This window comes from Nocardiopsis ganjiahuensis DSM 45031 (genome assembly GCF_000341085.1).
GTDB lineage: Bacteria > Actinomycetota > Actinomycetes > Streptosporangiales > Streptosporangiaceae > Nocardiopsis > Nocardiopsis ganjiahuensis.
In genome coordinates this window covers 18366-31428 of the sequence record NZ_ANBA01000025.1, presented here as the reverse complement: position 1 = coordinate 31428, position 13063 = coordinate 18366, and the positions used below count along the sequence as shown (strand labels likewise).

Sequence of the window (13063 nt, the reverse complement as noted above, 5' to 3'; positions counted from 1 at the left end):
GACACATGCTTCGCAAGTACCCGCGCACCCGGCACATCCGCGGGTCGCGGCTCCAGCCCGGTGACCACGACCTGTCGGCCGCACCGTTCGACCACCTGGCCGGACGGCACCTGGTCGTGGAGGAGAAGCTCGACGGCGCCAACGCCGGGATCAGTTTCGGGCCCGACGGTGAACTGCGGCTCCAGAGCCGGGGCCACTACCTGACCGGCGGGCCGAGGGAGCGGCAGTTCGCCCCGTTCAAGGCCTGGGCGGCGGCGGTCGCGCCGACCCTGCGGCCGCGGTTGGGCGACCGGTACGTGCTCTACGGCGAATGGCTGTACGCCAGGCACACCGTCTTCTACGACGCGCTGCCGCACTACTTCTGCGAGTTCGACGTCCTCGACACCAGGGACGGGGTGTTCCTGTCCACCCCGCGCAGGCGGGAGCTGTTGGCCGGGGCGCCCGTGGTGTCGGTTCCCGTGCTGCACGAGGGCCCGCTGGCCTCGATCAAGGAGCTGACCGCCCTGGTGGGGACCTCCACCTGCCGGACCCCCGGGTGGCGGCGGGCGCTGGCCGACGCGGCGCGGGCCGGCGGGGCCGATCCCGAACGAGCCCTGGCCGAGACGGACGGCTCCGACCTCATGGAGGGGCTCTACGTCAAGGTCGAGGAGGGCGACCACACGGTCGACCGGTACAAGTGGGTGCGTTCGGAGTTCACCACCGCGATCCTGGACGCGGGCACCCACTGGCTGGACCGGCCCCTGATCGCCAACGCGCTGGCCGACCCGGAGGTGCTGTATGCGGGTGTTCGATGAACTGTGCCCGGCACCTCCCCATTGGGACCTGGACTGGGACCGGGTACGGGAGGCCTTCGCCTGGGTCCGGAGCCTGGCCGGGGTGGAGCAGGACCCGGTGCACCACGCCGAGGGCGACGTGGAGACCCACACCCGGATGGCGTGCGAGGCCCTGGCCGGGCTGCCGCGGTGGCGGGCCCGGCCCGCCGGGGAACGGGTCCGGCTGTTCGCCGCGGTGCTCCTGCACGACGTGGCCAAACCGCTGTGCACCCGCAGGGACGAGGACGGCCGGGTGACCGCGCACGGGCACTCCCGCCGGGGCGACCTGCTGGCCCGCCGGATCCTCTGGGAGGCCGGGGCCCCGGTCGGGTGGCGCGAGCACGTGGCGGCGCTGGTCCGCCACCACCAGATCCCCTTCTGGGCGCTGGAACGCCCCGACCTGCGACAGATCGCCTTCCGGGCGAGCCTGCTGGCCCGCAACGACGACCTCGTCCTGCTGGCCACCGCCGACATCCTCGGCCGTGAGTGCGGGGACACCTCCGAGGTCCTGGACAACATCGGGCTCTACGCCGAGTACTGCGCCGAACAGCGCTGCCTGGACCGCCCGCGCGACTTCCCCTCCGACCACGCCCGGTTCTGGTTCTTCCGCAGGCCCGACCGCGACCCCGACTACGCCGCGCACGACGACACCCGGCTGACCGTGACGGTGATGTCGGGCCTGCCCGGCGCGGGCAAGGACCACTGGATCCGGGCGCACCGGCCGGAGCTGCCGGTGGTGAGCCTGGACGCGCTGCGCACGGAACTGGGGGTCAGGCCCACCGCCGACCAGCGCCCGGTGGCCGTCGCCGCCACCGAACGGGCCCGCGAGCACCTGCGCGCGGGGCGGTCGTTCGTGTGGAACGCCACCAACATCTCGCGTGACCTGCGCTCCCGGTCCGTGGCCCTGGCCGCCGACTACCGGGCCCGGGTGGAGATCGTGGCCCTGGAGGCCCCGCCCCGGGTCCTGCGTGAACGGATGGGCCGCAGGTCCGCGCCGGTCCCGCCTGCCGCGGTGGAACGGCTGGTTCGGCGCTGGGAGTGCCCCGACCCCACCGAGGCCCACCGCCTGACCCGCGAGGTCACCGGCTAGTCGAACGGCCGGGCCCTGTCCTCCGCCCCGCGGCCGCGGGGTGGCGGGCTCATGTCGGGTGCGGCCTGTCCTCGGAGAGCGGTGCGGTCTCGGAGATCGGTGTGGTCTCGGGGGCGGCCCCGGCCATCAGCCAGCGGGTGACGCCGATCTCCAGCAGGGAACGGCGGGGGTCCCTGCCGTAGGGGGTGCGCGGATCCCAGGCGTAACGGTCCTGGAAGGCGGCGAGCACGTCGGCCGGGAAGCGGTCGTGGACGGACGCCAGCCCCTGGGCGACGACGGGTGCGTCACCGTCCTCCAGGGCCAGCGACACCCTGGGGTCGCGGAGGGCGTTGCGGACCTTCACCGAAGCGGTGGAGACCCCGATCCACCAGCGTTCGCGTAGGTGGACGAACCACACCGGGACCACGTGGGGCGATCCGTCGGCGCGCAGCGTGCACAGCCAGACGTTGCGGTCCCGCGCCAGGCGTTCGCGCAGGTGCTCGGGCGCGGGCAGGAAGGTGGCGGGGTCGGACACGGTGTCCCTCGTTCCGGAGTCGGTTACCGGGGAGTGTGCACCCTCAACCAGAGTTGAGGTCAACGGGGAGCAGGCCCCTCACCCCCGGTCCGAGGGCCGGTCCCGGTCCGGAACCGCCTCCGTCAGGGCACGGAGCCCCGATCTCAGGTTCCGGTGCACCTGGTCGGCGCCGCGCCCCGACCGCGCCTGGAGGTGGTGGAACACCTGGTCCACGGCGTCGCGCAACGTGTCGACCCGGTCCTGGCGGTCCGGTGGCAGGACGTCGCGCATGCGTTCGACGGCGATCACCGCCTCGTAGATGTGGGTCCTGGCCTGGTGCACCTGTTCGGCCAGGTCGTTGCCGCCGGCCCTGGGCGGGCCCTGCACGCGTATCTGGGCGATGTGACGCATGCTGATGCCCAGTCTCAGCACACTGCTCCGCACCTCCTCGAGCCGGGCGCGCACCTCCCGTGCCCGCGCCTGGTCCTGCTCGTACTCGCGCCGTTCCCGCTCCCTCTCCAGGTTGTGCTCGGCCCGCCATCGCTCGACCTTCTCGGACCGGTACGCGGTCAGAGCCGTGGCTCCCAGCGTGCTGATCGCGGTGATGATCCCGGTGACCAGCGCCACCAGGACGGTGGTGTCCACGTTCAGGCCCTCCTTCCGTCGGCCGGTCCGCCCTCTTCCGGACGGCTCTCCCCGGGTTCCGCACGGGTCTGCCCGAGTTCCGCACGGATCTGCCCCCGGGTCCGCCGCGCCTCGGTGATCCCGCCCTCGCCCGCGATCGCGCCCTCCAGCACGTCCAGGGCCGACTGCGCCTGCCCCGCGAGCCGGAGTACCTGTCCGATCCCGGTCCGCAGGCTGGGGTCGGCGTGCACCCGCCCCTCGGCCGCCGCCAGCCCCGTCAGCGCCGCCGAGCGCTCCCCCGCCAGCAGCCGGTTGCGGGCCTCCGCCACCAGCAGCCTGGGGACCGCGGCACCGTCGCCGTCCGCCTCCCGTTCCCTCGCCGCCTGCGCGTAGTGCGCGGCGGCGGCCCCGTGGTCGCCGCGTTCGAAGGCGAGGTCGCCCAGGAGCGCCGTGAGCAGCGCCCGCACCCTCGGCCCGGGAGCGGGTTCGGCGCGCAGTGCCAGCTGTGCGTGTTCGGCGGCCAGCGCCGGCTCGCCGCGGGTGTGGGCGGCTCGGGCGATGCGCAGGCGGTCCCGGCCGGTCCAGGGCGTCGTCCCCCGTGCGTAGGGCGACAGGGCCAGCGCCGTCAGGGGGCGGGCCAGCCTCGGGTGGCGTAACAGGTAGGCGGATCCGTCCCGGTCGGTGGTGACCAGGTGGCGGTCCTCCAGGGCGTGCACGATTCCGGGGGTGAGCGCGTCGTCCGGGTCCTCGCCGACAGGGCGTCCCACCCCCTGTTCCCCGGCGGCCACCACCCGGCGCAACCAGGCGTGGGGGACGTCGGGCGGCACCAGGTGCTCGTCGGCCACCTCCTCCAGGACCCCGGCCAGGCGTTCGGTGAGGGCGCGGTCGACCTCGGTGTCGGAGTCCGGGACCAGGGCGGTGCCGGCCCCGGCCGCCCGCTCCCACAGGGTCAGGCCCAGGAGCTGGAGGAGGGCGGGGTCGACGGTGCCGGAGTGCGCGCGGGGGCGCCCGCGCGGGTCGCGGACCGTGCGGGCCTCCTCGACCAGGCGCCCCGGCTCACCGGAGGAGGCGGGCGAACCGGCCAGGGCCAGGGAGCGCGCGACCGCCTCGATGGCGGCGCCGGGGGCGAACGGGGCCAGTCCGACCTCGGCGTGGTCGACGTCGCGTTTGTCCACCAGGCGCCTGAGCTCTTCCAGGTGCCCCGTGCGCACGGTCAGCAGAAGACGCAGTTCAGGGCGGTTCTCCACGGCGGTGAACAGCTCGTCCAGGAAGTCCCTGCGCCACGGTTCGGGCGCGGCCGAGCGGCGCAGGAGGAGTTCGGTCCGGTCCAGGACGGCGAAAACGGGGCGGGGCAGGCCCTGGCGGTCGGTGCTCTCGTGGGTGCGCAGGAAGTCGGTGATCGAGGTGCCGGGTCCGCGGGCGGGGAACTCCGACGGGCTCCAGAGCGCCAGCAGGGCCCGGGTGTAGGGGTTCTGGCCGGGGAGGACCGCGGCGGGAAAGCCCGGGTCGAAGCACAGCTCCCCCGTGGGCAGGACGGTGCTGCCGCGGTCGGCGAGGAGGGGTGCGGCCCCGGCGCCCACCAGGGAGGTCTTGCCGACCCCGTTGTCGCCGTGGAGCACGGTGAGCCGGTGGCGGCTCCAGGAACGCACCAGTTCCTCGGTCTCCGCTCGGCGGCCGTGGAAGAGCCGGCGGTCCCGGGCGCGGAAGGGCCGCGTCCCGACGAACGGGCCGTGCGCGCGCCCGATGGCGGCTCGTGTCATGAAGCGGCTCCCGGCCAGCGAGAAAGGGGGTGGTCCGGCTCGAAACAGCGCTGTCCATGGTGCCATGAACCAGAGCCCCTTTCGAGTCCTGGCGGTATTCCCGTTCCCTTTTACCGGAAGTGTTTCCGGCGCACCGCACGAAGTGTCCTCCGCACACCTGTCGTTCCCCGAACCCATCGCCTACGCTGATTGCACATACGCACCTCCAGGACGACATCCACCGACACCGAACAACACCTGGGCATTTCCGTTTTCGGGAAAAGGAAATACCCATGGGGCCAATGTGAAACCGGAGGAAAACGCGTGACCGTTTCCCAAGGGAGCCCTCCCGGCCAGGTCGAGAACCGATTCCCGGAAGTGTGGGGAAGGGTTCCGCCACGCCACAAGAACTTCACCGGACGCGCCGAACTGATCAGCGAACTCCGCGCCGGCCTGCTCGGCCGGGGCGCGGCCGCCTTCCCCCGCTCTCCCGAGGGCCCGCCCGTCCCCCGCACGCTCCAGGGCTACGGCGGTGTCGGCAAGACCCTGACGGCCGTGGAGTACGCCCACCGGTACCGGAACGAGTACGACCTGGTCTGGTGGGTCATGGCCGACCAGCCGGGCCTCGTGGACTCCTCGCTGGCCCACCTGGCGCCGTACCTGAACCTTCCCGGGCCCGCGGTGACCGGGGTGGAGGAGGCCGCCAACGGGGTGCTGGAGGCCCTGCGCAAGGGTGAGCCGTACGCGCGCTGGCTCCTCGTCTTCGACAACGCCGACGAGCCGGAGGAGCTCACCGACCTCATCCCGCAGGGTCCGGGACACGTCCTGATCACCACCCGCAACCACCGTTGGGCGGGTGTGGCCGAGACGGTCCCGGTCAACGTGTTCACCGAGCACGAGAGCGTGGAGTTCCTCAGGAAGCGCATCCCCCGCGGCATCACCACCGAGGAGGCCGCCGAGCTGTCCGAGGCGCTGGGCCACCTTCCCCTGGCACTGGAGCAGGCCGGGGCCCTCCAGGCCGAGACGGGCATGTCCACCCGGGAGTACCTGCGCCTGCTGTCCGAGCGCACCGGCCCGCTGCTGCGCGAGGGCAAGCCGCCGGAGTACCCCAAGCCGATGACCGCGGCCTGGCAGCTGTCCGTGGCCAGGCTCAGCGAGAACCTGCCCGAGGCGATGGAGCTGCTGCGCTGCTGCGCCTTCTTCGGCCCCGAACCCATCCCCCGCGACCTGTTCTTCCCGGTGGAGAACGGCCCGATCCGACCGGCGATGGCGGAGCTGCTGGCCGACCCCATCCGGCTGAGCAAGGCCATCGGGCAGCTGGGACGGTACGCCCTGGTCCGCCTGGACCAGGCCAACCGCACCATCCAGGTGCACCGGCTGATCCAGGCGCTCCTGCGCGAGGAGCTGGACGAGCCGACCCGGGAGTCGATCCGGGTCGAGGTGTGGTCGCTGCTCAGCGCGGCGGCGCCGAAGACCCTCACGGACCCCGCCGCGCAGGCCCGCTACCTAGAGCTCCTCTCCCACATGCGCCCGGCCCGGGTCGCCGAGTCCGACCTGCCCGAGGTGCGGCGCTTCGCGCTGAACGTGCTGAACTTCCTGTACGTGTCCGGTGACTACGAGACCGCCAGCCGCTACGCCCGGAACTTCATCGAGACGTGGACGGCCGACTCCGGCGAGGAGGACTCGTTCGTGCTGGAGGCCCAGGCCAGGTACGCGAACCGGCTCCGGGACCTGGGACGCTACGCCGAGTCGCACGACCTCAACCGGACCATCCTGCCGAAGATGCGCCGCACCCTGGGCCACTCCCACCCGGAGACCCTGTCGGTGCTCTCCGGGCTGGGCGCGGACTACCGGGCCCGCGGCGACTTCTGGCAGGCGCGCGAGCACGACGAGGAGGTGCTGCGCCTGTACCAGGAGGCCTTCGGCCCGCGCGACCCCGCGACTCTGACCGCCCTGAACAACCTGGCCCTGGGGTACGCCCTCACCAGCGACTTCGCCGGTGCGCGGAGCAGGCACGAACGCGCCTACATGCTCCTCAAGCACAGTGGCCGCACGGACGGCTCACCCACCCTGCTGGTGTTCTGGGCCGGGCTGGCCCAGGCGGTGCGGCTGGCCGGGGACTACACCGAGGCCTGCGACCTGGGCGAGGACGCGCTCGCCTACGGCCGGGACCAGCTCGGCGTGGACGACCCGCGGACCCTGCGCACCCAGGTGGACCTGACGATCGCCCGGCGGCTCTCGGGCGAGCTCGACGAGGCCCTCGAACTCGGCCGGGACGCCCACGAGCGCTACCTGCGCCTGCACGGCGTCAACCACCCGAGCACCCTGGCCGCGGCGATGTGCCTGGCCAGCCTGTGGCGGATGACCGGCGAGCTGGCCGAGGCCCTGGAACTGGCCGAGGACACCGACATGCGCTACGCGCAGGCCTACGGCGCCGACCACCCCTACAAGCACGGGTGCACGAGCAGCGTGGCCCTGATGCACCGGCTGACGGGCGATCCGGAACGGTCCCGCTCGATGAACGAGGCGGCGCTGACCGCTCTGGAGGCCAGGCTCGGCCGCAACCACCACTACACGCTGGCGGCCGCCACCAACCTGGCGAACGACCTGTCCGCCCTCGGTGAGACCAAGGACGCCGCCCGGCTGGGCCGCGGCACCCTGCGCCGCTACCGTGCCCTGCTGGGCGAGAACCACCCGAGCACCCTGGCCTGCGCTTCCAACCTGGTACTGGACCTGCGCGGGGAACAGGAGACGGAGGAGGCCGAGGCGCTGGCCGAGCGGACCCTCGACGGATACCTGCGGACGCTGGGCCGCGAACACGACTTCACCGGCGCGATGGCCGAGGGCCGCAGACTCGTCGCCGACTTCGACCCTCCCCTGCTCTGAACACCGCACGGGAGCGGAACGCTGCACGGGAGCGAATTGCCGCGCGGGAGCGGGCGGGAACCGGTCTCCGCCCGACCCGCCCCGTGCCCGGCCCGAGGACTCTCCCGGGGCCTCCCGGCCCCGTACGCACCACCCGGACGGGGCGCGGCCGTCCGCGTTCACGCCGCCGGACCGCCCGGGCCTCTTCTCAGGCTCGGCTCCCCCGTGCCGCGCAGGCGACCTCGCGAGGCGGAATTCGCACAATACAGCCGGGTTATCGCGTTTGCCGATCCATGCACTTCCCATGGGTGTCCGGAAACGTCGTTCGTGGGTAGCCCACCTCCGCGCAGCAGTGCGGGCGTCCTGGCCTGAGAACCCGTTCCGCCGGGAATCGATCCGTGCCAGGTGAACTCGCGTTTGTTCCCGCCCCACGGGCCCCGAACGCCACGGCCCGCGAGGCGAAATCCCATTCCTGTCGCCGGAACAGCGATTCGACATGACCCGGGAGAGGCGGCCGAACCTTGTCGCGAAAAGCACCGCTCACGATTCCGTCACTTCTTCTCCGCATCTCCACCGCGATCCACAGAGATCCCAGGAATCCCGGAGAAAAACGCTCCGGTTCCTACCCTGACCGCATGGCCGCGCCCCCTCTTCGCCCTCCCCCCGGACACACCCTGGCCGCGATCACCGCACTGACCCTGGTGGCCACCTCCTGCGCCCTGCCCGAGACCGAGCCCGCAGCGGCGGGCTCCGCGGCCTCACCCGACGAGGAGGAGCACGTCCCCCGAACCCTGAGTGTCCTCGGCGGGGGCGACGTCCTCGTGCACAGCTCCGTCTGGGAACAGGCCGAACGTGACGGGGGAGGGGAGTTCGACTTCGCTCCGATGTTCGACGGGATCACCCCGGCCCTGCAGGAAACCGACTTGGCCCTGTGCCACCTGGAGGTCCCCCTCTCCCCTCCGGAGGGGCCCTTCAGCGGCTACCCGGTGTTCAGCTCCCCGCCCCAGGTGGCGGAGGGTCTCGCCGCGGCCGGGTACGACGGCTGCTCCACCGCTTCCAACCACACGCTGGACATGGGCGAGGACGGCGTCGTGCGCACCCTGGACGGTTTGGAGGCGGCCGGGCTCGGCGCCGCGGGCAGCGCCCGCACGGAGGAGGAGGCCGGCGCCCCGCAGATCTACGAGGTGGAACCGGTCGGAGGCGGGGATCCGGTACCGGTCGCCCACCTCTCCTACACCTACGGTTTCAACGGCTTCCTCCCGCCCGAGGGCAAGGAGTGGATGGGCAACCTCACCGACGAGGAGGCGATCCTGGACGAGGCCGCGCGCGCCCGCGGTGCCGGAGCCGAGATCGTGGTGCTGTCCATGCACTGGGGCACCGAGTACTCGCATGAGGCCGACGAGGACCAGCGGACGCTGTCGGAGCTGGTCACCTCCGACGACGTCGACCTGATCCTGGGCACCCACGCGCACGTGGTCCAGCCCGTGGAGCGGGTCGGGGACGGGTGGGTCGTCTACGGCATGGGCAACCAGATCGCCGGTCAATCGACCCCGCCCATCGACTCCCGCCGTGAGGGAGTCATGGCCCGTGTGGAGTTCACCGAGGTGGCGCCGGGCGAATGGGAGAGCGGCACGCTGGAGGCCATCCCCACCTGGGTCTCCCTGGACCCGGGCCTGCGCCTGGTCGACCTGGCCGCGGCGCTGGCCGACGAAGCCCTGCCGGAAAGCGACCGCGAGGTCTACCAGGCCGCCTAAGACCGCATCGTGGAGCACGTCAGCGCTCTCGGCGCGGACGCGGACCCGGGCTTCGCCACGAGCGGGTGAGTGTGTCGTCCCAGCGCCCCGGGCGAGGTCCGGAGATGGCGGGTTTCGACGTTTTCCCATGCGGGAGTACTCGCCGGGGTTAGTCTGATGCCGTTTCGGCCACACATTCAACGTTCGGTAACATTCCCATGACTGAGCGACTCCTGCCCGCCATCTCCGCCTTCCTCGACTGGGCGAACGAAGCCGAGCCCCGCCCCGTGCTGGAGGTGGAGGCCCTGGTCCTCCTCCTCAGCACCCACCTGGACTCCGGAGCCCACGAACCCGGTGACTGGACCGTCGACGACGTCCACGACGTCGCCGCACTCCTGCGTGAGCGGGACGGACTCCCGGAGGGCCTCCGGGACACCTGGCTGTCCTGGTGCGACCACCTGGTCGCCTCCGGCAGGCTGATGTCCGCGGAGAGCCCCCGACGGCTGCGCGCTGCCGTCGAGCACGTCGACCTGACCCCGGGGGTTCCCGGGGCCGCCGGACCCGAGCCCCTGGCCGAGGCAGCCGCGTCGCTCCTGGACCGGCTGGGCTTCGGGGAGGTCGAGGAACCCACCCCGCTGCTGCCGTTCGTGCCCGCGCCCCTGAGCGAACTCGACACCCGGGCCGGGGCCTGTCCGACCCTGCACCGGGCCGCCCGCTTGGCCGCCTGGGTGGACCCGGGCCGGCTGCTGCGCCCCGGGACCGACCACGACGACCTGTGCGAGGACGACACCGTCCGAGCCGCCGAGGCGTTGGGGACCACCCCCGAGGAGGTGCGGTTCCTGTTCACCGTGGCCCGTTCGGCCGGCCTGGTCCGCACGACCTACCTGCACGTGCTGCCCGGACCGGCGGCCCACGCCTGGGCGAGGGAACGCCCCGGGGCCGCCGCCGACGCCTGGGCGGACGCCCTGACCACCATGGCCGCGCTCCCCGGACCGGCTCCGTTCCTGCTGATCACCGAGCTGTTCCTGTCGGGGCGTGCGCTCACCCCCGTCGAGCTGGTGCCCGCCTGCGGCCCCGGCGCGGTCCCCGCCTCGGAGGCGCCCGAACAGCACGTGCGCCGCGTGCTGAAGGTCCTGGCGGACCTCGACGCGGTGGAGGAGGTCGGCCAGGAGCGGTACCGGGCCTCCGACCTCGGTGACCACTGCGCCGCCCGCCACCTGCGCGAGTCGGGTGTCGGGGTGCCGGTGGCCCCGCCGGTCTCGGGCCTGGGCGCCGGGGAGTTCCTGGAACTGCTGGAGGGGGTCCGCCCGGTGGACGTGGAGGTCCTGCTGGACCGCTGGCTCGCGGGGCAGCCGCCCGGAGCGGCCGCCCAGGCCCTGCTGGACGCCGGTCTGCCCCCGGCCGACGGGGACGCCGGGGCCTTCGTCCGCACGGTGTCCGAACGCCCCTGGGCCGACGTCGTGCTCGCCCGCCTCGCCGAGTGCCCCCTGAAGGGCACCGCCGACCTCGCCCGATAGGGTCCTCCGGCCCGTTCTCCGGCGACGGCTCCGGGAACCGGTGGCAGTGGGACGGGGCTCAGTCGACGGCCAGGTGCGGGCGGCGGTCCCGCCAGGGGACGGCCTCCTCCAGCTGGGCGGCGACCGCGAGCAGCAGGTCCTCCCGCCCGTGCGCGGCCACCAGCTGCACCCCGATCGGCAGGCCCTCCCGGCTCTGTGCCAGGGGCAGGCTGACCGCCGGGTTCCCGGCGACGTTGAACGGAGCGGTGAAGGGGCCGTGGGCGTAGATCGTCCGCAGCCAGGACCGGACCGTGTGCTCGGCCCCGTGGTCGAGGGTGCCGTGCGGGGCGGGCAGTGCGGCCAGGGTGGGGGTGACCAGCAGGTCGTACCCCTGGAAGAACCGCCCCACCGGCCGGGTCACCCGGTGCTGGGCCTGGACGCAGGCCATCACCTCCAGGGCGCCGTAGCCCCGGGCCTCGGAGAGGATCCGGCCCGGGACGGCCTCCATCAGGGCGGGGTCGGCGGGGCGCGGTCCGGCGGACAGCGCCGCCGCGGTACTGATCGCGGCGAGCACCGACGCCTCCACCACGTCCTCGCCGTCGAAGTCCGGAGCGTCCTCGGCCACCGTGTGCCCGATCCACTCCAGGACCCGCCCCGCGTCGCGGGCGGCCTCGGCGACCTGCGGATCCGCTTCGACGGGTGCCCATGGGCGGGTGCTCACCGCGATCCGCAGCCGCCCGGGGTCCGCGCGCAGGGCGTCTCGGTGGGTGCCGAGGGGCGGTGGCGGTGCCACGTGCTTCTCGCCGACCGGAGGGGCGCCCACCAGGTCGAGCAGCAGCGCGGCGTCGCGGACGGTCCGGGTCAGGCCGAACTCGCACACCAGCCCGAAGGCCGCCTCCCCCACCAGCGGTCCGCAGGGGACCCGGCCGCGGCTGGGTTTGAGCCCGACCACCCCGCAGGCCGCGGCGGGAACGCGGATCGAGCCCCCTCCGTCGTTGCCGTGCGCGAACGGCACCGCTCCCGCCGCCACCAGCGCCGCCGAGCCCCCGCTGGACCCGCCCACCCCGCGTTCGGGGTCCCACGGGTTGCGGGTGAGGCCGTGGGCCGCCGACTCCGTGGCGAAGCTCAGCCCCAGCTCCGGCGCGGTGCTCTGCCCCAGAGCGACCAGCCCGGCTGCCCGGAACCGGGCCATCACGTCCTGGTCGGTGTCGGACACCGCCCCGTACAGGGCGCGGCTGCCCAGAGTGAACGGCACCCCCGCAGCCACGGGACCGCTGTCCTTGACCACGAAGGGCACTCCGGCCAGCGGGCCGTCGGGGTCGTGGGACAGGCCGGGTTCGAAGAGCGGCCGGGTGAGGGCGTTGAGGTCGGCGTCGGCCCGGTCCAGGCACTTCCTGGCCACCGCCTCGACCTCGTCCCGGCCGACCTCGCCCGAGCGCAGGAGCGCCGCCAGCGCGGTCGCGTCCAGCTCCGTGTATTCGTGGGGCTTCACCGGGTCCCCCGCACCGGAGAGCTCCGGTGCTCCCGGGATTCCAGGGCGCCCTCGGGGCGTCGGTCCCCGAGGACCAGCTCGTAGGCGAGCAGGTCGACGCCGGGCACGGGGGTCCAGTCGCGTTCGGGCAGGCGCACGAACCCGTGGGCCTCGTACAGGCGCTGCGCCCCGGTCATCACGGTCTGTGTGCACAGCACCAGGCGGGTCGCGCCCTCCTCCTCGGCGCGTTCCACGACGGCCCGCACCAGGGCGGCACCGACCCCGCGCCGCTGCGCAGAGGGGTCGACGGCGAAGGCGCGGATCTCCGCTTCGTCCGGTCCTCGGGCGATCTCACTGTGCGGGCTCCAGGGCACGAACACGACCGTGCCGACCACACGCCCGTCCGCCTCGGCCACCAGCACCTCGTCGCGGCCGTCCCAGCCGAGTCCGCGCAGGGTGTCGGCGTACGAAGGGCTCGTGTCCAGCAACCCCTGGGCGTTGTAGGCCAGCACACGGAGCTCGCCGACGGCCTCCCGTTCGGAGGGCAGCGCGGTTCGAATCATCATGCGGGTATTCAATCAACCCGGGGCACGGGCTTTCCAACGGGTTTCCCCGGGTATACGACCGCACGGGGGAACCGTACTCCGAACACCCGGCTTTCCCGGGCACCCGACTTTCCGGGCACCCCGCTTTTCCGGTTACCGCCTTCCCCGGGAAACCGGCCCCGGAGAACCGGATCC

General features: G+C 73.3%; 10 protein-coding genes. 5 read left to right on the top strand and 5 right to left on the bottom strand.

The window, feature by feature from the left end; translation table 11 throughout:
* The first annotated feature begins 5 nt into the window (after positions 1 to 5).
* The gene (locus tag D458_RS0128065) at positions 6 to 794 is read left to right on the top strand and encodes an RNA ligase family protein (RefSeq protein ID WP_017590047.1); all 789 of its coding nucleotides are present in this window, start codon (positions 6 to 8) and stop codon (positions 792 to 794) included.
* Positions 778 to 1902, top strand: coding sequence for an AAA family ATPase (locus tag D458_RS0128060; protein ID WP_017590046.1), 1125 nt, complete (start codon positions 778 to 780; stop codon positions 1900 to 1902). The genes D458_RS0128065 and D458_RS0128060 overlap by 17 nt, the downstream gene beginning before the upstream one ends.
* A gap of 49 nt (positions 1903 to 1951) precedes the next feature.
* Here the strand turns inward: D458_RS0128060 and D458_RS0128055 are convergent, their stop codons facing one another.
* The 3 genes from D458_RS0128055 to D458_RS0128045 all read right to left on the bottom strand — a co-directional run bounded on the left by D458_RS0128055 (position 1952) and on the right by D458_RS0128045 (position 4779).
* Entirely contained in the window at positions 1952 to 2416 is a 465-nt protein-coding gene (locus D458_RS0128055) for a pyridoxamine 5'-phosphate oxidase family protein (protein WP_017590045.1), read from the bottom strand.
* 78 nt (positions 2417 to 2494) lie between these two features.
* Positions 2495 to 3040 (bottom strand): hypothetical protein, encoded by a 546-nt coding sequence (locus tag D458_RS37185; RefSeq protein WP_017590044.1) that lies wholly within the window; start codon positions 3038 to 3040, stop codon positions 2495 to 2497.
* 2 nt (positions 3041 to 3042) lie between these two features.
* A complete protein-coding gene (locus tag D458_RS0128045; protein ID WP_017590043.1) occupies positions 3043 to 4779 on the bottom strand; it encodes an nSTAND1 domain-containing NTPase in 1737 nt (578 codons plus the stop codon).
* A 303-nt stretch (positions 4780 to 5082) separates the two neighbouring features.
* Between D458_RS0128045 and fxsT the strand changes: the two genes are divergently transcribed.
* The 3 genes from fxsT (at position 5083) to D458_RS0128030 (ending at position 10873) form a co-directional block, all read left to right on the top strand.
* Positions 5083 to 7644, top strand: coding sequence for an FxSxx-COOH system tetratricopeptide repeat protein (gene fxsT, locus D458_RS0128040; protein ID WP_026119750.1), 2562 nt, complete (start codon positions 5083 to 5085; stop codon positions 7642 to 7644).
* 614 nt (positions 7645 to 8258) lie between these two features.
* Entirely contained in the window at positions 8259 to 9377 is a 1119-nt protein-coding gene (locus D458_RS34455) for a CapA family protein (RefSeq protein WP_017590041.1), read from the top strand.
* Between the two features lie 197 nt (positions 9378 to 9574).
* Positions 9575 to 10873, top strand: a complete 1299-nt coding sequence (locus D458_RS0128030; RefSeq protein ID WP_017590040.1) for a hypothetical protein — start codon at positions 9575 to 9577, stop codon at positions 10871 to 10873.
* A 58-nt stretch (positions 10874 to 10931) separates the two neighbouring features.
* On the opposite strand, the gene D458_RS0128025 is transcribed toward D458_RS0128030, so the two are convergent.
* Entirely contained in the window at positions 10932 to 12344 is a 1413-nt protein-coding gene (locus tag D458_RS0128025; protein WP_017590039.1) for an amidase, read from the bottom strand.
* A complete protein-coding gene (locus D458_RS0128020) occupies positions 12341 to 12889 on the bottom strand; it encodes a GNAT family N-acetyltransferase (protein WP_017590038.1) in 549 nt (182 codons plus the stop codon). Before D458_RS0128020 ends, D458_RS0128025 begins: the two co-directional genes overlap by 4 nt.
* Positions 12890 to 13063: the final 174 nt, after the last annotated feature.

What these genes read in the sequence shown, in the direction of transcription:
- D458_RS0128065 (WP_017590047.1), top strand. Translation starts at nt 6, where the DNA reads ATGCTTCGCAAGTACCCGCGCACCCGGCACATCCGCGGGTCGCGGCTC.
- D458_RS0128060 (WP_017590046.1), top strand. Translation starts at nt 778, where the DNA reads ATGCGGGTGTTCGATGAACTGTGCCCGGCACCTCCCCATTGGGACCTG.
- D458_RS0128045 (WP_017590043.1), bottom strand. Translation starts at nt 4,779, where the DNA reads ATGACACGAGCCGCCATCGGGCGCGCGCACGGCCCGTTCGTCGGGACG.
- D458_RS34455 (WP_017590041.1), top strand. Translation starts at nt 8,259, where the DNA reads ATGGCCGCGCCCCCTCTTCGCCCTCCCCCCGGACACACCCTGGCCGCG.
- D458_RS0128030 (WP_017590040.1), top strand. Translation starts at nt 9,575, where the DNA reads ATGACTGAGCGACTCCTGCCCGCCATCTCCGCCTTCCTCGACTGGGCG.
- D458_RS0128020 (WP_017590038.1), bottom strand. Translation starts at nt 12,889, where the DNA reads ATGATGATTCGAACCGCGCTGCCCTCCGAACGGGAGGCCGTCGGCGAG.